Source organism: Pseudomonas sp. SCPG-7, from assembly GCF_002156405.1.
Taxonomy (GTDB): Bacteria; Pseudomonadota; Gammaproteobacteria; order Pseudomonadales; family Pseudomonadaceae; genus Aquipseudomonas; species Aquipseudomonas parakoreensis.
Genome location: NZ_MVOO01000002.1, coordinates 1 through 21,246, shown reverse-complemented (window position 1 = coordinate 21,246; position 21,246 = coordinate 1). Strand labels below are relative to the sequence as shown.

At 60.4% G+C, this 21,246-nt stretch carries 18 protein-coding genes and 2 pseudogenes; 8 read left to right on the top strand and 12 right to left on the bottom strand.

Going from position 1 to position 21,246, the window contains the following annotated elements; all coding sequences use genetic code 11:
- Window positions 1-69: 69 nt before the first annotated feature.
- The 4 genes and pseudogenes from B1722_RS04430 to B1722_RS04420 form a co-directional block, all read right to left on the bottom strand.
- The gene (locus B1722_RS04430; protein ID WP_086791577.1) at window positions 70-669 is read right to left on the bottom strand and encodes a flavin reductase family protein; all 600 of its coding nucleotides are present in this window, start codon (window positions 667-669) and stop codon (window positions 70-72) included.
- A 174-nt stretch (window positions 670-843) separates the two neighbouring features.
- Window positions 844-1,281 (bottom strand): annotated as a pseudogene (locus B1722_RS30030) (methyl-accepting chemotaxis protein); the annotation flags it as partial.
- A gap of 150 nt (window positions 1,282-1,431) precedes the next feature.
- A pseudogene (locus B1722_RS30025) lies at window positions 1,432-2,070 on the bottom strand (PAS domain-containing protein); the annotation flags it as partial.
- Window positions 2,071-2,271: 201 nt separating this feature from the next.
- On the bottom strand, window positions 2,272-3,585 hold the full coding sequence (locus B1722_RS04420; RefSeq protein ID WP_086791575.1) for an MFS transporter: 1,314 nt from the start codon (window positions 3,583-3,585) through the stop codon (window positions 2,272-2,274).
- Window positions 3,586-3,925: 340 nt separating this feature from the next.
- Between B1722_RS04420 and B1722_RS04415 the strand changes: the two genes are divergently transcribed.
- Window positions 3,926-5,344 (top strand): short-chain fatty acid transporter, encoded by a 1,419-nt coding sequence (locus tag B1722_RS04415; protein ID WP_086791573.1) that lies wholly within the window; start codon window positions 3,926-3,928, stop codon window positions 5,342-5,344.
- 36 nt (window positions 5,345-5,380) lie between these two features.
- Here B1722_RS04415 and B1722_RS04410 read toward each other — a convergent pair whose 3' ends face one another.
- The gene (locus B1722_RS04410) at window positions 5,381-5,725 is read right to left on the bottom strand and encodes a DUF86 domain-containing protein (protein WP_086791571.1); all 345 of its coding nucleotides are present in this window, start codon (window positions 5,723-5,725) and stop codon (window positions 5,381-5,383) included.
- A complete protein-coding gene (locus tag B1722_RS04405) occupies window positions 5,722-6,012 on the bottom strand; it encodes a nucleotidyltransferase family protein (RefSeq protein WP_041074825.1) in 291 nt (96 codons plus the stop codon). The genes B1722_RS04410 and B1722_RS04405 overlap by 4 nt, the downstream gene beginning before the upstream one ends.
- A 148-nt stretch (window positions 6,013-6,160) precedes the next feature.
- Between B1722_RS04405 and B1722_RS04400 the strand changes: the two genes are divergently transcribed.
- From B1722_RS04400 to B1722_RS04390, 3 genes are all read left to right on the top strand, one after another.
- The gene (locus tag B1722_RS04400) at window positions 6,161-7,855 is read left to right on the top strand and encodes an acid phosphatase (protein ID WP_086791569.1); all 1,695 of its coding nucleotides are present in this window, start codon (window positions 6,161-6,163) and stop codon (window positions 7,853-7,855) included.
- Between the two features lie 117 nt (window positions 7,856-7,972).
- Window positions 7,973-9,154 carry a hypothetical protein gene (locus tag B1722_RS04395; protein ID WP_086791566.1) on the top strand — a complete coding sequence of 394 codons (1,182 nt, stop codon included), beginning with the start codon at window positions 7,973-7,975 and terminating at the stop codon, window positions 9,152-9,154.
- Between the two features lie 176 nt (window positions 9,155-9,330).
- Window positions 9,331-9,846, top strand: a complete 516-nt coding sequence (locus B1722_RS04390) for an SET domain-containing protein (protein ID WP_086791564.1) — start codon at window positions 9,331-9,333, stop codon at window positions 9,844-9,846.
- A 1-nt stretch (window position 9,847) separates the two neighbouring features.
- Here B1722_RS04390 and can read toward each other — a convergent pair whose 3' ends face one another.
- Complete coding sequence (gene can, locus B1722_RS04385) at window positions 9,848-10,492, bottom strand: carbonate dehydratase (protein ID WP_041074817.1); 645 nt, start codon at window positions 10,490-10,492, stop codon at window positions 9,848-9,850.
- Between the two features lie 139 nt (window positions 10,493-10,631).
- Between can and B1722_RS04380 the strand changes: the two genes are divergently transcribed.
- Complete coding sequence (locus tag B1722_RS04380; RefSeq protein WP_086791562.1) at window positions 10,632-11,036, top strand: serine kinase/phosphatase; 405 nt, start codon at window positions 10,632-10,634, stop codon at window positions 11,034-11,036.
- A gap of 57 nt (window positions 11,037-11,093) precedes the next feature.
- On the opposite strand, the gene rimI is transcribed toward B1722_RS04380, so the two are convergent.
- Together rimI and B1722_RS04370 are read right to left on the bottom strand one after the other, a co-directional pair.
- A complete protein-coding gene (gene rimI, locus B1722_RS04375; RefSeq protein ID WP_041074813.1) occupies window positions 11,094-11,546 on the bottom strand; it encodes a ribosomal protein S18-alanine N-acetyltransferase in 453 nt (150 codons plus the stop codon).
- Window positions 11,539-12,285, bottom strand: coding sequence for an energy transducer TonB (locus B1722_RS04370; RefSeq protein WP_086791560.1), 747 nt, complete (start codon window positions 12,283-12,285; stop codon window positions 11,539-11,541). Before B1722_RS04370 ends, rimI begins: the two co-directional genes overlap by 8 nt.
- A gap of 233 nt (window positions 12,286-12,518) precedes the next feature.
- Here B1722_RS04370 and mksB point away from each other — a divergent pair, with 233 nt between their 5' ends.
- The 3 genes from mksB to mksF are packed head-to-tail and all read left to right on the top strand — an operon-like array spanning window position 12,519 to window position 17,330.
- Entirely contained in the window at window positions 12,519-13,802 is a 1,284-nt protein-coding gene (gene mksB, locus B1722_RS04365; protein ID WP_047296550.1) for an Mks condensin complex protein MksB, read from the top strand.
- Window positions 13,792-14,493 carry an Mks condensin complex protein MksE gene (mksE, locus tag B1722_RS04360; RefSeq protein ID WP_047296552.1) on the top strand — a complete coding sequence of 234 codons (702 nt, stop codon included), beginning with the start codon at window positions 13,792-13,794 and terminating at the stop codon, window positions 14,491-14,493. Before mksB ends, mksE begins: the two co-directional genes overlap by 11 nt.
- Complete coding sequence (gene mksF, locus B1722_RS04355; RefSeq protein WP_086791558.1) at window positions 14,490-17,330, top strand: Mks condensin complex protein MksF; 2,841 nt, start codon at window positions 14,490-14,492, stop codon at window positions 17,328-17,330. Before mksE ends, mksF begins: the two co-directional genes overlap by 4 nt.
- A gap of 216 nt (window positions 17,331-17,546) precedes the next feature.
- Here the strand turns inward: mksF and B1722_RS04350 are convergent, their stop codons facing one another.
- From B1722_RS04350 to B1722_RS04340, 3 genes are read right to left on the bottom strand one after another with little or no spacing between them, the layout of a single operon-like run.
- Window positions 17,547-19,850, bottom strand: a complete 2,304-nt coding sequence (locus tag B1722_RS04350) for a PqiB family protein (protein ID WP_086791556.1) — start codon at window positions 19,848-19,850, stop codon at window positions 17,547-17,549.
- On the bottom strand, window positions 19,843-20,466 hold the full coding sequence (locus tag B1722_RS04345; RefSeq protein ID WP_086791554.1) for a paraquat-inducible protein A: 624 nt from the start codon (window positions 20,464-20,466) through the stop codon (window positions 19,843-19,845). Before B1722_RS04345 ends, B1722_RS04350 begins: the two co-directional genes overlap by 8 nt.
- Window positions 20,453-21,112 (bottom strand): paraquat-inducible protein A, encoded by a 660-nt coding sequence (locus tag B1722_RS04340; RefSeq protein ID WP_041074803.1) that lies wholly within the window; start codon window positions 21,110-21,112, stop codon window positions 20,453-20,455. The genes B1722_RS04345 and B1722_RS04340 overlap by 14 nt, the downstream gene beginning before the upstream one ends.
- Window positions 21,113-21,246: the final 134 nt, after the last annotated feature.

Sequence of the window (21,246 nt, the reverse complement as noted above, 5' to 3'; positions counted from 1 at the left end):
GCTTACTGCGAGGTAAGCCTTTTTTTATGCCTTGTAAATTGTGCTCATCTGCCGCAAAAGGCTCGCTAATCAAACCGACAGGATTTTGCCGTCCACCGCATCGCCAATCGTCAGAAAATGCCCGCCGGCCACGTGGTGCAGCGTGCGCAAGCCGTCGTGCCCGTCGAAGTGCCAGCGGCCGTCGCTGAACACACGTTCATCGGCCTGAGCGGCGATGACTTCGGCGAGAAACAGGTCATATTGTTCGTGATTGCGCGGTTCGGGCAGCAAGCGGCATTCGAGCCAGGCCACGCAACCTTCGAGTAACGGCGCCTCGACAGTTTCACCGGTAAAGGTTTGCAGGCCGTAAGCGTGAAACTTGTCCTGCCCCTGACTCTGCCGGATCTCCAGCCCCGAGGTATTGCCAACGGTTTGCACGATGTCAGCCTGATTGACGCACGGCACGTTGAGCACAAAAGTGCCGGACGCTTCGAGCAACTGCCGGGTCCAGGTGGACTTGTCGAGGACGACCGCTACTTTCGGCGGTTCGAAATCCAGCGGCATCGCCCAGGCGGCGGCCATGATGTTGCGCTGGCCGTCATGGGCAGCGCTGACCAGCACGGTCGGCCCGGGATTAAGCAGACGGTAGGCTTTGTTCAGGGGAACCGGGCGGCGGTGGGACGCGCTCATGGGGATCTGCTCCGGGGAAAAAGAAACAGATTGTAGCGCCAGACCACAGAAAGAAGACGGATGAAAAACCTGTGGGAGCGAGCTTGCTCGCGAAGGCGATAGGTCAGTTACATCAATGTTGAATGACACACCGCATTCGCGAGCAAGCTCGCTCCCACATGGGATCAATGAAGGTTAGTTAGAGAGTTGATTGGCAAACTGCCCGACCGCATCCACCACTTTCTGCGCGCCGTCCTGAATCTCGACGATCACCGTGCCCGCCTCCGCCGCCAGCGCCAGGCCTTGTTCTGCCTGCAGCTTGCCATCGGTCATCAGGGCCACGGCGTTACGCGCCATCTCCTGGTTCTGCCGCACCACGCCGACGATCTCTTCGGTCGCCTGACTGGTGCGCGAAGCCAGTTGTCGGACTTCGTCGGCCACCACCGCAAAGCCCCGGCCCTGCTCGCCAGCGCGGGCCGCTTCGATGGCCGCGTTGAGCGCCAGCAGGTTGGTTTGCTCGGCAATACCGCTGATGGTTTTGACGATAGTCCCGATCACCTGCGACTGCTCGTTCAGTGCCTCGATGCCCTCACCGGCCGCCTGCATGTGGCGCGACAGATCACGCATCACATTCACCGCCTCGGTGACCACCGTGGTGCCACGTTGCGCGGTGCTGTCGGTTTGCTGCGAAGTGCTGTAGGCAATGCTGGCCGCGTCGGCAACCGCTTGTTCACGGTTGACCTGATCGGTGATCACCGTGGCGAATTTCACTACTTTGTACAGTTTGTTGTTGGCATCGACCACCGGGTTGTAGGACGCCTCCAGCCACACCGTACGACCATGGCTGTCGACGCGCTTGAAGCGGTCGGCGACAAACTCGCCATTGTTCAGGCGACGCCAGAAATTCTGGTACTCGGCGCTGTTGTACTCCTCAGGCGTGCAGAACATGCGGTGATGTTTGCCTTTGATCTGCGCCAGGCTGTAACCCATGCCATGCAGAAAGCGCTCGTTGGCATTGAGCACGTTGCCGTTGAGGTCGAATTCGATCACCGCTGTCGAGCGCACCAAAGCGCCGATCAGGTTTTCGTGTTCGCGCGAGGCTTCGATGGTGCGGGTCAGGTCGCTGGAGAAGATCGAAAAATGCTTGATCCGCCCGTCCGAAGCGCGCACCGGCTGCACGATGGAGCGCAGCCAGGCTTCTTCGCCATTACCGCGCAGCAGGCGCACTGCGCCAGCGAAATGTTCGCCACGGGTCAGGGCGGCCTTGAAACGATGGTGAAAGTCATCGGCCTTCACGTGCGCCGGAACGATGTCTTCAATGGCGCGCCCCACCAGATCCTGGCTCTTGTAGAGCATCTCGCCGAGGAAGTTCTGGTTGACCGACTGAATCCGGCCATCGGGTTCCAGGGTCAGCACCAGCATCTCGCTTTCCAGGCTTTCCTTCACCTGCAGCAGGCTGGAGAGTTCTTCACGAAGAGTGGCCAGCTCTTGCTTGAGGCGTTTGTTGAACATGGGCAGATACCGATGGAAAGAAAGCGGGATGCAGACTAGCCATCGGCCTTGAATTTCTTTTCTGAAGAGCGCTTGAGACCCGTCGGTCAAAAATAGTTCACGGGCGTGCGATCAGACAGTTCCGGCCACCTGGCATTGCCCTGTACGCGGCATTCGCGAGCCGAAATACAGCGCACTCAACAGCCCCACCACGCCCATCACCGCACAGAACATCACGCAGATCCACGGGCTCCACGGCATCAGACCGATCAGCAACAGCGGTGTGATGCTCGCCCACGCGGCGTAGGCAATGTTGTAGGTGAAGGAGATGCCTGACACGCGAATTCGCGCCGGGAACAACCCGACCATCACCGACGGCACCGCCCCCACCACACCGCAGGCCAGGCCGGCGATGGCGTATGCCAGCCCGATCCAGTGACCGCCCATGATCAAGCAGCTGTAAAGCACGCCGATTCCCAAGGGCAGCAGCAGGCTATAGAGCATGACGGTGCGCCAGGCCCCCAGACGGTCGACCAGCAGCCCGGCGATCACACAGCCGATGTTGAGGAAGACAATGCCCAGCGCGCTCAGGGCGAAGGTATGGCTGGCGGTCATGCCGAAGGTTTTCTGCATCATGGTCGGCGTAATGACCACGAACACCACCACGGCCGAGGTCAGCACGCAGGTCAGCAGCATGGCCGGCAACATCGCCAGTCGATGCTCGCGCAGCACCGTACGCAGCGGCAGTTCAACCCGCGCTTCACGCTGCGCCTCCATGGCCATGAACACCGGGGTTTCGCTCAACCAGCGGCGCAGGTAAACACCGATCACGCCGAACACGCCACCGAGCAGGAACGGATAACGCCAGGCGTAATCAAGGATTTCCGCCGGGCTGAACACGTGTGCAAGGAAAGTCGCGGTCAACGCACCAATCAAATAACCGAAGGTCAGCCCGGCCTGCAAAAAGCCCAGCGCGTAACCGCGATGTCCGGCAGGCGCGTGCTCGGCGACGAACACCCAGGCACTCGGCACCTCCCCTCCAACCGCCGCGCCTTGCAGGATGCGCAGCGCCAGCAACAGCAGCGGCGCGAAATAACCGATCTGGGCATAAGTCGGCATGATCCCGATGAGCAGGCACGGCAGCGCCATCATCAGGATGCTCAGGCTGAAGACCTTTTTCCGGCCCAGGCGATCGGCGAAATGCGCCATCAGGATCCCGCCAAGCGGACGCGCCAGATATCCGGTAACAAAGATCCCGAAGCTTTGCAGCAGACGCAGCCATTCGGGCATTTCCGGCGGGAAGAACAACTGGCTGAGGGTCAGGGCGAAGAACACGAAAATGATGAAATCGTAGATCTCCAGCGCCCCGCCGAGGGCCGCAAGACCGAGGGTCTTGTAGTCGGAACGGCTGAACGGCGCCGGTCGGGCTGTGGATTGGGCAGTCATGGCAAAGCACTCTGGCAGGCAAAAAACCAAGGCGCTCATGGTCTACGCAAATCCGCCTGGGGACAACCCGTTAGACCATGGTCACGGTTTGGCAGAAACCTGCTCACAAAATGGCGGCGGTTGATTTACTGTTGAGGCTTGTCTGGCGGGACACATCTGAATCAGGTCTACCTCTGTGGCGAGGGAGCTTGCTCCCGCTGGGTCGCGAAGCGGCCCCCTCTGAACTTTAAAAGCAGGGGACTGCTACGCAGTCCAGCGGGAGCAAGCTCCCTCGCCACAGGGTTGTCGGGTTTGAATGTCCCAAGGACCACAATAACCATAAAAATCCGAGGTACTCCCTGTGGCCGTTGATATCGAAGATAGCCGCTCCGCGCGCTTTGCCTTGCGCTGTTCAAACTTTGCCGAACGCTGGTTCCCCGACTCCTGGGTGTTCGCCGCGTTGGCCGTAATCATTGTCGCGCTGGCCACCTTGGCCATGGGCGCGAAACCCACCGATGCCGCGATGGCGTTCGGTGACGGGTTCTGGAGCCTGATTCCGTTCACCATGCAAATGGCCTTCGTGGTGATTGGCGGCTACGTGGTCGCCAGTTCGCCGCCGGCGGTCAAACTGATCGACAAACTGGCGCGTATCCCGAAAAACGGCCGCTCCGCCGTGGCCTGGGTCGCACTGATCTCGATGGTCGCTTCGCTGTTGAACTGGGGTCTGTCGCTGGTGTTCGGCGGTTTGCTGGTGCGCGCCCTCGCCCGCCGCACCGATCTGAAAATGGATTACCGCGCGGCCGGTGCGGCGGCGTATCTGGGCCTCGGCGCGGTCTGGGCCCTGGGCCTGTCCTCATCGGCGGCGCAGTTGCAGGCCAACCCGGCGAGCCTGCCGCCGGCGATCCTGTCGATCACCGGGGTGATTCCGTTCACCCAAACCATCTTCCTCTGGCAGTCCGGTGCGATGCTGCTGGCGCTGATCGTGATTTCGATCATCGTCGCCTACGCCACCGCGCCCGGCCCGAACTCTGCGCGCGACGCCAAGGATTGCGGCATCGACCCGGCGTTCAATCTGCCACCGCTGCAACCGCGCACCCGGCCCGGCGAATGGCTGGAGCACAGTCCGCTGCTGATCATCTTGCTCGTGCTGCTGGCGGCCGGCTGGCTGTTCCACGAGTTCTCGAGCAAACCGGCAATCACCGCGATTTCCGGGCTCAACACCTATAACTTCCTGTTCATCATGCTCGGCGCGCTGCTGCACTGGCGCCCGCGCAGCTTCCTCGATGCGGTGGCCCGGGCGGTACCGACCACCACTGGCGTGCTGATCCAGTTCCCGCTGTACGGCTCGATTGCTGCGCTGCTGACCACAGTCAAAGGTGCCGATGCGCAGACGCTGGCGCATCACATCTCGACCTTTTTTGTCAGCATCGCGTCCCACGACACCTATGCGCTGTTGATGGGCGTGTACTCGGCGATTCTCGGTTTCTTCATCCCTTCCGGCGGCGGCAAGTGGATCATCGAAGCGCCGTACGTGATGCAAGTGGCCAACGATCTGCAATACCACCTCGGCTGGGCCGTGCAGATCTACAACGCCGCCGAAGCGCTGCCGAACCTGATCAACCCGTTCTACATGCTGCCGCTGCTGGGTGTGCTCGGCTTGAAGGCGCGGGACCTGATCGGCTTCTCGTTCGTGCAATTGCTGGTGCACACGCCGCTGGTGCTGTTCCTGCTGTGGGTGCTGGGGACGACATTGGCGTATACGCCGCCGGTGATGCCATAGATTGACGAGATAGCACCTGCCTCAGGGCAGGTGCTATCAATGTTGCTCGGAGGGCAAAACTCTCAATAGCTCAGGCAAGGCAACCTGAACTGTTTCCCAAACGACATCCAGATTGATGTCGAAATAACCATGAGCGATCCGGTTACGCATCCCGCGCATGCTGCGCCAGGGAGTTTGAGTGTTCTGAGCCGCGAACTCCGGAAACCGGTCCATTATTTTGGTTGCCGCCTCGCCAATAATGACCAGGCTCATGATGACCGCTTGTTGCGTCCGTTTGTCGTCGACGAACTCTTCCTTGCTCAGACCTTCGACGAAGACCCGCGCATCGCTTGCAGCTTGACGCATATGCTCAAGGTAATCGCCGAGCCGGTTCGCGATCATACGGGACGGGCCTGTTCAAGTACCTGCTGACGAAACTTCAGCGGAAGGTCTCCTGGGGTCAACAGGTCGACGGTAACGCCCAGCAAATCTTCGAGCTCAACCTGAAGCCCGCCGAGATCAAACAAGGTGGTACCGGGCAAAGGATCGACCAACAGATCAAGGTCACTGCCCTCCATATCGGTACCTAGCAGCGTCGAGCCAAACACGCGCGGATTGGCCACACGGAATCTGCCGACAACCTCACGAACGGCAGCTCGTTGCAGATCAAGAGCAATGGAAGGCTTCATGGTTCACTCAGGCCAGTTTCGCTATTGCAGCAGTCTAGCAGTGCGAAGGGGTCGTAGACACCGCACGATTTTGTAACCCAACCGTCACATCCACTTGCTAGCGTCCGCCCGAAACAAACTGAAACAATTAAGCAAAACGGGCTGACAGATGAAAGACGAAACAGACAGCACTGACGCACCTGAATCCGACACCCCCACTGACACCAGTCGCCGCCGCTTCCTCGGTGGAGTTGCCGTCCTCGGTGTGGGCGCGACGTTGGCCGGCTGCGGTAACGCCAGCAACGCGCCGGGCAAACCGGCCGAGCGACCGCTGACGCCAGCCGAGCTGGACAAGGCCCTGCGCGATCAAGTGAAAACCGTGGTGGTGATCTATGCCGAAAACCGCAGCTTCAACAATCTGTTCGGTGATTTCCCCGGTGTCGAGAAGCCGCTGTCTGCGCTCAAACCTGCCGATTACCAGCAACGTGATCGCGACGGTAGCCTGTTGCAGACACTGCCTCCCGTCTGGGGCGGCGTGTTGCAGATCGGCCCGCAAACCCTCGATGGCGTGACCTACCCCAGCGCCACGCAGTTTCAGGAAAACCTGTCCAACGCACCGTTCGCCCTCAAAGGCCCGAACGGCGAAGATTTGCCGTTTGGCTTGGTCACCCGTGATTTGTGGCACGTGTTCTATCAGAACCAGATGCAGATCAATGGCGGCAAGAACGATGGCTTTGTTGCCTGGGCCGATTCCGGCGGGCTGACCATGGGCCATTACGCTCAGAGCCGTTATTCCCTGCGTCTGTGGGACGTGGCTCAGGAATTCGTGCTGTGCGATAACTTCTTCCAGGGCGCGTTTGGTGGCTCGTTCCTCAACCACCAATACCTGATCAGTGCCACCGCGCCGTTCTATCCGGACGCGGCCAATTCGGTGGCCAAGTCGCAGATCGCCGCGCTGCAAAGCGCCGACCCGGCCGATCCACGCCTCAAGCCGCTGGAGGCATCGCCGGCCAGCGCCATGAGCGGCCCGCCGCAGTTCGGCCCGAGTGCGCTGACGCCGGACGGTTACGGTGTCAACACCCTTGCCCCGCCGTACTGGCCAACATGGATTCGTGACCCGGAGCGTCCGGCGTACTCCAAACCGGATCTGCCCAACGTGCTGGTGCCGCAGACCCACGAGCACATCGGCGACAAGCTGTCGAAGAAGAATGTCGATTGGGCCTGGTACGCCGGCGCGTGGCAGGCGACGCTGGATCAATACAAGGATTCCGGCGGGATTCCGAAGATCCCCAACTTTCAATATCACCACCAGCCGTTCAACTATTTCCAACAACAAGGCCCGGAAAACCCGCAGGAGCGCAGCAAACGCCTGCGCGATGCCGGGTTGGGGGATGAATCGAGCACCAACAAATTCTTCGCCGACGCCGAGGCCGGCAAGTTGCCAGCGGTCACGTTCTACAAACCACAAGGCAACCTGAATATGCACGCTGGATATGCCGACGTGGCCTCCGGTGACCGGCACATCGTCCGCGCCCTCAAAGTGCTGCGCGAAAGTCCGCAATGGAAAAACATGGTGGTGATCGTCACCGTCGATGAAAACGGCGGCTGGTGGGACCACGTGGCACCGCCCAAGGGCGATCGCTGGGGACCGGGATCGCGGGTGCCGGCGCTGGTGGTGTCGCCATTCGCCCGTAAAGGCACGGTGGATCACACGGTCTACGACACGGCGTCGATCCTGCGCCTGATCACCCGGGTGTTCCAACTGGAAACCCTCGACGGCCTCAAGCAGCGCGATGAGGCAATGATTGCCCGAGGCCAGAAACCCATGGGCGATCTGAGCAACGCCCTGCATTTTCAGGCGTGAGCCGAGTGCGGCGAGCTGACGAAAAAATCCGCGAATGACAGCTTCACTGTGCAACACGGCTGATCCAATATGAAGCGCCCCAAACTCCGGGGAACCCACGCTGAAAAGGATCTGAGCATGTTCAAACTCGCAGGATTTACCCCCGCCGCGCTGACACTCGCCGCGCTCACATTGAGCGCGGCGGCCCACGCCGATGTCGATCTGAAGCTGGGCAGCACCGAGCGCGTCACTCGTCTTTTTGCCTACCCCAACAACTGCAGCGTGATCTGCTATCGCAACTGGTCGCTGGAGCAGACGGTCGCCCACTATTTGAGCCAGAGCGTGCAGCGCGATGGTTACGCCAATGCCAAGGTGCTGGTAAAGAACGATAACGGGCAGATTTACGTTGAGATCAGTGGCGTACCGAAAGGCTACGACAAGCCGCTGTCGGCGCTGCTCGACGCCGGTGATCTGGCCTATACCGGCGCCAGCAAGCTCAATGCCGATGGCAAATGGGCGTACAGCTGGTACCTGTTCCTGCCGTTGGGCATGGCCCTGGAAAACCGCAAGAGCGTCGAGCTGCTGCACTTCCCGCCGGATTACTCGCTGACCCAGGCCCAGGATTACCTGCGCTCGAACACCACGGATCGCTGGGCCACGCTGTTGACCGCCAACGGCATCCCGGCCGACCAGACGCCGGCCTATCAGACTATCATCGACATCGCCCCCATCGCAGCGCCGTCCAATGCCGGCAGTGACCTGGAAGGTGTCTACGACTACTTCAAGGATTATCAGACCACGCTGGTCAAGCAGTTCAGCCAGACCAGCGCCGGCACCACCCTGCCGATGGTCGCGTTCGGCGCACCGGTGCGTAACTGGATCAAGCAGCAGTATGGCCCGACCGTCGCCGTACTGGGTCTGGCGACTATCAGCCCGAGTGCAGGGGTGAACGTGCCGGTGCTGGGTTCGAACCATCCGAGCTACATCTGGTACGCCGCCGATCCGGCCAGCTACGACGGCGATGAAGCGAAAGCCGATGCCGCCGGCTTGAAGGTCATGGGCCAGGACTTGAGCGCGGCCTGCTGGCAGGCCGGGATGGGCAGCAAGCCCGGCACCGATGCGAAAACCCTGCTCAACAGCTGTACGCAAACCTGGCAAGTGACGCAAAAGGGCAAGACCTGCGAGCTGTTCTACACCTCGATCCGCAACCTGACCCCGGCCCAGGCTGCCGCCAAGTGCTCGACCACGCCGATCAAGGCACAACTGCAACAGCTTCAGGGCGAAATGCCGGACACCAGCGTTCCCGCGCCACACCTCTGATGGGCTGAAAGCCTTCCCGTGTCAGTCGATGCTGACACGGGAAGCAGCCGATCACGCCTGTCAGATCTGACAGTAGACGCTTTGGCGTTTACGCGAGAGGATCGGATCCAAACATGTTGCAGCACTGACAGGACGTCAGATCAAGGAAGTCGCAGCATTTGCCGACAGGGATCGTTATGAACAATCAGGCCCATCAGCATCACATCCCCCGCGACGCACCCGGCATTTACCCGTTTGCCGGATTGCCCGTGCGCCTGGGTTTCCCATCCAGCGAGGACTTCGAAATCGTTCAGCACGACGATGGCCGCGCGTCGGTGGTGGCGCGTCGGGCGTTCCTGCGGATCACCCGGATGTGTCGGGTGTCCGGGCAACTGCTGCCCTATCGCTGCCGCCAGACTCGCCAGCTACTGGCCGGCATCCATCTCTACGATCCGCGTTTTTGCGGATTGCTCGAACATGCCTGCGACCCGAATGCGTTCCTCGACATGAGCGAACTGTGGCTATGGGCGCTGCGCGATATTCAGCCGGGAGACCGCCTGACCATCGACTTCGCGGCCACCGAAGACCGTTTGCTGCAACAGTTCGCCTGTACTTGCGGCTCGCCGCGCTGCCGTGGGTGGATCACCGGTTACGATGAACCACCCACGATCGAGGGCCAGCACTTTTTGCAGCGCTGGCGACATCCAGACTGAGTTACAACGCTCCGACCGGGCGCAGACGGTACTGCGGCGGCAGTTGCTCGAAGCCGCTGATGGTAGTGTTCAGGCTTTTCCAGCGACCGTCCTTGATGCCGTAGATGCAACCGTGAATCGACAGGCTCTGGCCGCGATGCCAGGCGTTCTGGATGATGCTGGTGTGGGCGACGTTGGCCACTTGCTGGATAACGTTCAGCTCGCAGAGGCGGTCGACCTGTTCTTCCTCGGTCGGCAGCTTGGCCAGTTCTTCACGTTTTTCGTAATACAGGTCACGGATCGAGCGCAGCCAGCCATCAATCAGGCCGAACTGGCGATCCTGCATCGAGGCACGCACGCCGCCACAGCCATAGTGGCCGGTCACAAGAATGTGTTTGACCTTGAGCACGTCGACCGCGTACTGGATCACCGACAGGCAGTTGAGGTCGGTGTGCAGCACGACGTTGGCGACGTTGCGGTGTACGAACAGATCGCCCGGCAGCATGCCGACGATCTCGTTGGCCGGCACCCGCGCGTCGGAGCAGCCGATCCACAGATATTCCGGGGTCTGCTGGCGTGCCAGTTTGGCGAAGAACTCCGGATCTTCCTTGGTGATCGCGTCAGCCCAGCGCTCGTTGTTATCAATCAGGTCTTGTAAGTCGTGCATGGTTAAGGCCTCAAGAAAGATGCGCTGGTATGACAGACGACCACCCGTCGGGGTCACGCAAGGGACGCAAGTGTTTTCGTTGGAATTCCTGGGTGTGCGGTGAGTCCACTTAGTAAGGCCCACAGTATGAGGATTTGCCATGACTGATTCACGACGTCCGTACGATGCGGTGCAACCGGAACCGATCGATGATAACGAGGACCGCATGGGCTCGGTGCATGAACTGGATTTTGATGAAGAAGAACCCAGCGCCAGGATTGGTGACGAGATTCCGGCGCGAGAACGCGAGCAACTGATGCCCAACGAGCGCGTGCGTGAGGCCGGGTTGACCGGTGCATCGACGGCGGACCACGAGCCGACCGACGATGATCTGAGCCCGGAAACACTGATTCATGAAGACGGTGCGCGCGATGCCGAAGAGGCTGGCGCAGGCAATCAGGCGGATTGGGACCTGAGCATTGTCGACGAGGACGATATCGGCGGCGGCAATGGTCTGGATGAGGCGGAGCTGGCGCGGCGTGATCCGCTGGATGGCAATCGCTGATCTCCTGATGTGACGCGACTCACTGTAGGCGCTGCTGCAGGCTGCGCCTACAGGTATTCAGTCAACCAGGGTGCAGGCCATCACCACGGCGTCTTCACGCCCGCCCACCGCCGGATAATAATCCCGGCGCCGGCCTATTTCGTTGAAGCCATAGCGCTCATACAACTTGAACGCTGCGGTATTGCTGTCACGCACTTCCAGAAAGCATTCCCGAGCGTCAGCCTTGTAGGCAATCGACATCAGATGCTCCAGCAACGTCAGCCCCAGCCCTCGCCCCTGATTCTCCGGTTTGACCGTGATGTTAAGCAGATGCGCCTCATCCAAAATGATCTGCACCACGCCGTGGCCGACTTGCTGCTGGCCTTCGAACATCAGCCAGATCTGGTATTTGCCCAGCCCGTCGAGAAAAATCCCGCGCGTCCAGGGATGGCTGTACGCCGCGTATTCGATCTTCAATACCGCGTCCAGGTCCGCCTCGGTCATCGGGCGGAACGATACAGCTTCACTCATTCGATGGTTTCCAGCGCGCCATCAGCCGACGCATGGCTTGCCACACAGCGGCTTTGCGCTGTGGCTCTTCCATTAACAATTCCAGACCGGGAATGGCCCAGGCCAGGCCCAGGCCTTCGATCTGCAACTCACTGTTGAACGCTTCAGCGTCCGCTTCACCGGCAAAGCGCACCGCCGGCAGGCCAATCAACCACAGGCAGGCGCAAGGTGCCGCTTCCATCTGTACCGAGAGGAAACCCTGAACAAAGTCGCGTGCCGCTTCCGGACCTTGATCCATAGTGCCGCGGTTCAGCCAAGGCCAGCGCACCGGCTCGCCGACAATTTGTGGCGCATCCGGCAGACCGGCGGCGCGAAGCATGTCTTTAAGCAGCAGATAGGCCGGATCGCGGCTCTGGAACGCTTCGCCTGTGGGTAACTCCACCAGCAGCAGGCAAGCCCCGGCGCGCAGCAATTGCAGGGCGAAACGCGGGGGCGGCACCGGCGCGGGTCTGGCGACAACTGGCGCCTCTTCGACCTCTTCCACCGGTTTGGCGCCATTGCGCGTACTGGCCAGCGACGGGCGCGGCACTTCGATCTTCGGTCGTTCGACCGGACGGGCGGCAGGCTGCGCCGGAGCTTCGGCCTGCACAACCGGCATCGCCGCGACCTCTGGCTCAGGCTCGGGCATGTCCAGCAGCTCGGGCCGCGACGGGGCGGCGAAAGGCAATTCGGTGCGCGGCAGCCAGTTGACCACCTGCATGGCGTTCAAATAGGCGCGGCGGCGGGACTCGATTAGCAAAGGGTCGGCCACTTGTGGATAACTGAAGTGGGCTGATTCTACAGCCCTTCGTTCAAGATCGCTTGCTGTTGATCGATAGCCTTTACCTGGGCTCGCTCCCTTAGAAAATGCGACAGCCCGTCCCGAGAGTGAATCGCATCCCTCCTGATGCAGTACAATCGCGGCTTTTAATCGCCAACCAGCCGGCCATTCCGATGATCGAACCCAAGCGCGTCTTGCGCGCCCTCGCTGAACACTGGGCACTTCTTGAGCCACTGTGCGAGCACTTCGACCAAGGCACCCTGAGCCTCAACGAACTGCGCACGCAACTGGCCGCCCAACAACTGGACAGTACGCCGCAGGACATCACCAGCCTGCTCGACGTGTGGATTCGCCTCGACATTCTGGTCCCCGTGGCGAAAAGCCCGAACCGTTTCGAGCTCAACGCGCAAATTCACGACTTCCTTGCCTACCTGCGCCGTGAACACCGGCTGGGCCTGTGCCTGGAAATCGAAGCCTATCTGCGCCACCTCGAACGGCTGGCCGGCTACATTCAGGACGCGTTCGACGTGCGCGACGGCAACGACCTCGCCCGTCAGCTGCGTTTGCTCGACATGCGCGTACGCGATGTGCTGAAGAAACTCGACAACGACGAACAGGCGCTGGTGGCCGTGGCCGAACGGGCCAAGACCAGCGACCGACAGATTCCGCTGCGTCAGCGATACGCCGAAGTGCTGGCGACCTGGGACGAATACGTTGAGCCGATGATCGACCTGGTGAACGCCGACGGTGCCTTCGAGCAAGGCGTGCGCAAGGTCGAAACCGTGCTGCTGAAGATGCTCAGCGAACAGCAGCGCCTCGGCCATCTGGTCGATGACGACATGCTGCTGCGCACCCACGCGCGCATCCTCGAAATGCAGACCAGTGCCCAGTTGACCCTGCGTCATGCCCGCGAACTGTTGCTGCCGCTGCGGGAAGAAGCGCGCCGGCACAACGCCGTGACCCGTGGTGCCGCGCTGGCGCTGGCGGCGATTCGCCGCAAAGGCATCGACGCCGTGCCGCAAGCGGCGATGCCGCTGTTCACCCGGCCGCAAAGCACCTTCCTCGGCAGCGCCAGTCAGGTCGAGGCCTACGTCTACGCCCTGGCGCGTTTCGAGCCGAAACCGGCGCGTTTTCCCAAGGCGCACAAGACCCAGAAGTCCGGCGATGCGCCGCGTGCACCGCGCACCGTGCGCGAGATGGTCGAGCGTTGCGAAGAGTCCCTGCCGATGCCGGATCTGATGACCTGGTTGCTGGAGCAGGAACCGGACGGCGCCACCGACGAATTGCTGTACTGGTTCTCCCGTCTGTCGCGGGAAAAACGCTTCACCCGCGAGCGTCTGGAACGCCGCGAATACCACACTCACGAGCATCAGGTCAGCCTGCGCTCCTTCGCCCTGCTCTCGGCCCGCGACCCTGCCGCCGCCGAGGATTCTGCGAGCATCCCCAATGCATCTTGATCTATCCGAACTGTCCCAACTGGCGCCGATCTTCCGTGAGCTGTTCAAGGGCTACCACGTCAGCCGCCGCGACCCGGAACTGTACGCGCAACTGTCGAACTTCCAGGATCAATACCGCACGCTGTTCAAGGCACTCGGCTTCGAACTGGTCTGCGACACCCGTGGTTTCTACTACTTCGTGCCGGACATGGCCGCTGCGGCGGTGAACAAGACTGCGCAGCGCCTGGCGCTGTTCACCTTCATCCTCGTCGAGCATCTGGCCGATCAGGGCCGTGATCCGATCGCCGTGCTCGACGGTGGCAGCCTCGGCCGTGAAGAGCTGCCGTCGCTGCTGGACAAATACCGCGACCTGTTCATCCAGGCCGAAGTGCAGACCGTTGAAGAGCTCGAAGAAAAAATCATGCGTCGCATGACCCAGCTCGGTTTCGCCAGCGAAGAAAACGGCGTGTACCGTTTCCTGCCGCCGATGCACCGCTTCCTCGATGTGTGCCTGTCGGTGCAGCAAGACCGCGATCTGGCGGCCAGCGTGCACAGCGTACTGCCGCTGCCAGCACCGGTGCTGATCGACGAAGAAGCCGAAGCCAGATTCCTCGAGACCGACGATCCGCTTGATCTGTCCGAATTCGAAGAAGAAAGCGAAGAAGACGCACTGGCCCGCGCCATTGCCGAAGAACAGGAGTCTGACGCATGAGCCAGGAACGCTACGGCATCCGCCGCTTTGCCCTTTTGAACACTGCCGGTTACAGCCTCGGCCTGTTTCCGCTGGAAGAACCGCTGTCGGTCTACGGCGCGAACAACCTCGGCAAATCCGCCTCGATCAACGCCTTGCAGTTCCCGATCCTGGCGCGCATGTCGGACATGAGTTTCGGCAAGTACAGCCTGGAACAATCGCGGCGCTTCTACTTCGCTTCCGACACCAGTTACATCCTCGTCGAAGTCAATCTGCCTCACGGCTCGCACGTGATCGGTGTGGTTGGTCGCGGCCCGGGCGGTGGTTTCGGTCACCAGTTCTTCGCCTACGCTGGCAAGCTCGACCTGGCGCATTACCAGAAAAACGACACCTGCCTGCGGCAGAAAGAGCTGTTCAGCAACCTTGAGAAAGAAGGCCTGAAAGCCTACGAACTCAAGCCTGATGAACTGCGTCGATTGCTGGTGGGCGGTCACACATCGATCCCGCTGGACCTGACGCTGATTCCGCTGCGCTCCACCAGCGAGCAGAGCCTGAAGACCTTCCGCGCGTTGTTCATCAACCTGCTGCACATGCGTGAGATCACCGCGGCCAAGCTCAAGCAGTTGTTCCTCGATGCCTTCGAGCACAGCCTGCGTTCCGGCAGCGTCGACTACATTGCTGCGTGCGAAGAAGCCTTCCGCGATGTGCGCCGGATGGAGCAGGACTACAACTCGCTGGTCGCCGCCGGCCCATTGGTCGAGGCCTTGGCCAACGGCGTGAAACAGCGTGACGTGTTGCGCGGCAAACTGCATCGCCTGTCGCCGCTGCTCGACTCGTTGCTCGGCACCTGGTCGGACTACGCCAATGCACGCAAGGAAGAACTGACGATTCAGGCCGAACACTACCGTCGTGAGCAGGACGACCTGCAAAACGACCAGCGTGGCGGCACCCAGGAGCTGATGCGTCTGGAGCGGGAAATCTCCGGTATCCAGCGCTGGCTCGGTGAGTTGTCGGTGCTGAAGAACCGCTTTGCGCTGGTCGATGACGTCAAAGTGCTGGAGCAACAACTGCTCGCGGCCAAGGATGCCCACGACGAACTGGCTGGTGCGCTGGCACAGTCCCGGCAGTTCAGCGCCGAGGATCTGGAAGAGCGTCTGCGCGATCTGGAAAAACGTCTGAAGTCGGTGAAACAGCAACTCGATCACGCCGACAACAACAGCTACGCGCGCCTGCGTGAAGAATTCTCGCAACAGGACGTCGAGCGCCTGATGCGCCTGTTCAACAGCGCACTGTTCAGCCTGCCGCTCGGCGAACATGGCATCACCCTCGACGAAGACGGCGAGTGGGTCAAATCGGTCGAGCTGATCCTCGATGGCTTCAAGGGCGAGCGTTTCGAAGTACCGGGGCTGTCGATCGACATCTCGCACATCGAGCCGCCGGCTCTGCAAGCGCTGGCCGACCGCGCCGCGCTGCGTGACCAGAAAGAGCGTCTGGAAAAAGAGCTCAAGCAACTCAAGACCCAGCAAGCCGTGGCCGCAGACCGCGCCGCGAGCAAGACCCAGACCGAAGCGCTGTACCAGCAAGTGCTGGATGCGCAGAAAGCCCTGGAAGATTTCCGTCGCACTCAAACGCTGAGCGCCGAAGAAGGCGACAAGCTTGAGCAACTGGCGCAGATGGAAGCCGCGCAGGACGAACTCAAGCGCTCCAGCGATGCGTTCACCGAGCGCGTCCAGCAACTGTCGGCCAAACTGCAACTGGTCGGCCGGCAGATCGCGGACATGGAAGCCAAGCAGCGCACCCTCGACGATGCCCTGCGCCGCCGTCAGCTGCTGCCCGCGGATCTGCCATTCGGTACACCGTTCATGGATCCGGTCGACGATTCGATGGACAACCTGCTGCCGCTGCTCAATGACTATCAGGACAGCTGGCAGGGTCTGCTGCGCGCCGACGGACAGATTGAAGCGCTGTACGCGCAAGTGCGTCTGAAAGGCGTGGCCAAGTTCGACAGCGAAGACGACATGGAGCGCCGCCTGTCGCTGCTGATCAATGCTTATGCGCACCGTACCGATGAAGCGCTGACGCTGGGCAAGGCGCGGCGTGCGGCGGTCACCGACATCGCCCGGACCCTGCGCAACATTCGCAGCGACTACGACAGCCTCGAGCACCAACTGGCGCTGTTCAACCGCGAGATCAACAAGCGTCAGGTGTCCAACCTGCAGAGCTTCCGTATCGTCCTCGCGCCGAACAAGGAAGCACTCAAGCACATCGACCAGATCATCCACAGCGCCGGTCAGTACGAAGAAGGCGAAACCCTGTCGGTGTTCGATCTGAGCCAGAGCGCCGAACAGGACAACAAGAACGAAGAGGCCAAGGAATACCTGGCACGGCTGGTGGCGGCGAACCACAACCAGCTCGGCCTCAAGGACTTGTTCGAACTGGCGTTCGAGATCACCAAGGTCAACGGTCAGCCGGTGATTCACACCGACATCGACGGCGCGGCCTCCAACGGTACGACCATGACCATCAAGGCGCTGACCAACATGTACTTGTTGCTGCACCTGATGGATCGCGACCTGGCCGGTCGCGTGCGCCTGCCGTACTACCTCGACGAAGCGGCGGACATCGATGAGAAGAACCAGGCCGCTCTGCTGGAAACCAGCCTGCAATTGGGCTTTGTGCCGATTCTGGCGAGTGTGAAGCCGCAAGTCTGCGCCAGTGTCGCCATCGACCTGGAAGGCGGCAGCGGCCCGGCGGGGATCTACATCGACGAGGCGGACTGGAAGTACATCCGCCGGCATGATGTGGTGAAGGCCACCGTCAACGTGCAAGCCGATGAGCCAGAGCTGGATGAGGTTTGATCGGCGTTAGCTGAAGGCAAAAAAAGGGCCGCGATCTGTTGGGATCGCGGCCCTTTTTTATGGCTTTGGGTTTGTGCTGAATAGGAGGACCTCATCGCTGGCAAGCCAGCTCCCACAGGTTTTTGCGTTGAACACACATTCTGTATACGACATGAAACCCTGTGGGAGCTGGCTTGCCAGCGATGGCGTCTTTGTAGACGCCACATCAATTCCAGATTACTTACCGAGCGAAATCTTCGGCGCCCAGGTCAACCACTCATCCTCGAACTTGTCGAACAGCGGGAACGTCTGCTCAGCCCGTGCTTGGGTGCCCATGCGCTCACCGTCCGGCGTAGCGAAGGCGATACCACCCTGAATCGCCGTCTCCAGCGACTCCGTTCGTACCGTCAGACCATTGAACAAACCGATGTCGAAACCGACACCGCTGGTGTTCCAGAATCGGCTGCCGCTGCGCACCAACGGCGCGTATTTAGGCTCGATCAGAATGTGCACCAACACCCGGTCGGCCGTCTGGCCCAGTTCATAACCGGTGACCTTGCCCACGGTGATTTCGCGGTAGGTCACGGGCACGCCCGGTTTCAGCGAGCCACGCCGCGCGGCGCTCAACACCAGACTCAAGCCAGCCTCCTGCTTGCTCACTTCCGGCGGACTGGCCAGCGCAACGAAGTTTTTCTGCGGGCCGAGATTTTTCGCCGCCGGCTGCACCTCCACATATTGCCCGGTGACCAGCGTCTCCAGATTCTGGGTCTTGATCAGTCCCAACTCCGGCTTGACCACCCAGAACTGGCTGCCGACCCGGGCAATGCGCTCCGGTACCTCGGTGATCCGCGCAGTAATCATCACGGCTTGCAGATCGTCGGTCAGATCGACGTCTTCAATCTTGCCGACATCCAGCCCTTTGAAACGAATCGGTGTGCCCGGGCGCAAACCATCGGCGCGGTCGACCTTGATCGTCACCAGCGTGCCTTTCTGGTTGGCCTCGTCATGGTTGGCGAACAGACGGAAGCGTGGAATACGCTTCTGCAGCGGCGCCTTGGCTTGCGGGGTTTCGAAAGCGATACCGCCGGCCATCAATGTCTGCAACGACTCGCTCTTCACTTGAATCCCGCCCGTCAGACCACCGGTGAGAGTGATGCCGCTGACATTCCAGAAGCGTGTCGACGCGTTGACCAGATTTTCGTACTCCTTCTCGATATGCACGCCAATGACGATTTGTTTTTTGGTCTTGGAGAACTGATAGCTCTGGACCGAGCCAACCTTGACCTGTTTGTACAGAATCGGACTGCCGACTTCGATCGAACCGAGAACATCGGTGAACAGCACCAGGTGCAGACCCGGGGCGCGCAGATCCAGTGGCGGAGCTTTTGGCCGTGCCTCGAATTCGCGTTTCGGCGCAGCACCTTTGTCGCCCGGGCGCACGGCGATGTAGTTGCCTTTTACCAACGCTTCGAGCCCGGTAATACCGGCCAGGGAAATCGACGGTTTGACCACCCAGAACTGCGTGCCTTCGACCAGATAGTCTTCCGCCAGAGGATCGAGCGTCAGCTCGGCCGTGGCGCTGTTCAGATCCGGATCGATTTTCAACGCTTTCATGTTGCCGACCTGAATGCCCTTGTACATCACCGGCGTACGGCCGGCCTGCAGACCTTCGAAGTCACTGAGTTTGACCTTGACCCGAATGCCGGCAGCGGCGGCGTCGAAGTCCTCATACAAACGGAAAGGCAGGCTTGGATCAGTAGGCGGACTGTCCTTGCGATTCTCTGGTGTGGCGAAGGCGATGCCGCCGGCGACGATGCTCGCCAGGGATTCGCTGCGTACCTTCACCCCGGACAGGTTGGCGTCGATGCTGATGCCGCTTGCATTCCAGAAACGTGTGTGTTTGCGCACCAGTTTGGCGTAGGTCGGCTCGATGAACACTTTGAGCTCAACGGTGCTCTGGTCTTCAGACAGCACGTAGCTTTTGATCTGACCGACCTTGATCTGCTTGTAGAACACCGGACTGCCGCGGTTCAGCGAACCGAGGCGATCGGCCTTGATCGTCAGGTGCAGGCCGGGCTTGGAGTCCGATAGCGGCGGCTCTTCGGCCAGCGCCTTGAACTTGCGGGTCGGCTCGCCTTCACCGGGACTGATGGCCACGTAGTTACCTGAAACCAGGGTTTCCAGACCGGTGATGCCGGCCAGGGTCACGCTCGGCTTCACCAGCCAGAAGCGCGTGCTGGTCTTGAGGTATTGCTCGACGTCCTTGTTCATCTCGACGGTGGCAATCACCCCTTTGGAGTTGCCCTCGTCATCAAGCTTGAGCGTCTTCACCTTACCCACCGGCATGCCCTTGTAGACCACTTCGGTCTTGTTGGCCTGGATGCCTTCACCGCTTTCGAAACGCACCTGAATCTCGATGCCGGTTTCGTTATAGGCACGCCAGCCGAGCCAGCCACCGATGATCAGGGCAATCAGAGGCAGTACCCAAATGGCAGACCAGTTGGAGGCCGGTCGGGTTTTCGCTACAGGCAAATCAGTCATGGTCGTCGTCCGACTCCGTGTTATCCCAAATCAGTCGGGGATCGAAAGTTACTGCGGCAAGCATCGTCAGAATCACCACACTGGCGAAGGCGATGGCGCCAAGGTTGGCTTCGACACTGGCAAGCCGGCCGAAGTTGACGACCGCCACCAGAATGGCGATCACAAAGATGTCGAGCATCGACCAGCGACCGATGAACTCAATGAAGCGGTACATCCAGATGCGCTGCCGTGCAGACAATGGCTGGCGGCGCTGTACAGAAAACAGCAACAGCGCGATACCGACCAGTTTAAACGTCGGCACCAGAATACTGGCGATGAACACCACTGCGGCAATCGGGATCATGCCGTGTTGTACCAACTGGATCACGCCGGACATGATGGTGCTGGGGTCGCCCTGACCCAGCGAGCTGACGGTCATGATCGGCAACACATTGGCCGGAATGTAGAAAATCGCAGCCGTGATTAGCAGGGCCCAAGTTCGGGCCAGACTGTTCGGACGACGAGCGTGAACCAGCGCACCGCAGCGGGTGCAGGTCTGCTCGTCGGTGTCCGCATCCCGTTTGTTCAATTCATGGCATTCGGTACAGATCAGAATGCCCGCATCAATCGCCCGCATGGGCATCCTCTCCTGATAACGCCTGCCAGATCTGATGCGGTGACATCACCACTTCCAGCCAGACCTGAACCAACAACAAACCGATGAAACACGCCAGACCGAGGCCGACGGTGATGGCCGCCATGTCCGCCAGTTTGACGATCGCCACGAGGACGCCCATGAGGTAGACCTCGAGCATTCCCCAGTCTTTGAGGTGGTGATAAATGCGGTAGAGCAATAAGCCGTAACTGCGTCCGACGTTGAATCGAATCGTCAGCAAAACGAATAACTGGCACAGCAACTTCAGCAACGGAATAGCCATACTGCACAGGAATACAACGATCGAAACGCCCTGCATGTCCGTATTGAACAAGCCGAGCACGCCACTCCAGACCGTATCCTGCGAAGATTGTCCGAGGATATTGAGTTGCATGATGGGTAAAAAGTTTGCCGGGATGTACAGCAATAATGCTGCGATCACCAGGGCAAGGCTGCGCTGCACCACGTTATGGCGGTGGGCGTACAACTCGTAACCGCAGCGCGGGCAGAGCGCTTTCTCACCATGGGCAAGCTTGGGCTTGCGCATCAGCAGGTCGCACTCGTGACAGGCCACCAGGTCTTCCAGCGGTAAATCTGACAGCCCTGAGGCGTCAACCGGATCTGACATAAAGGCTCTGGCTCCGAAAAAGATGGGGCTATTCTAGTGTTCTGATTCGAAAATAACTGTGCAAAATTGTTCGCTGCCTAAGTAAAAATACTTTCCTGCGGACAAAACAAAACCCCAACTGCTTTCGCAATTGG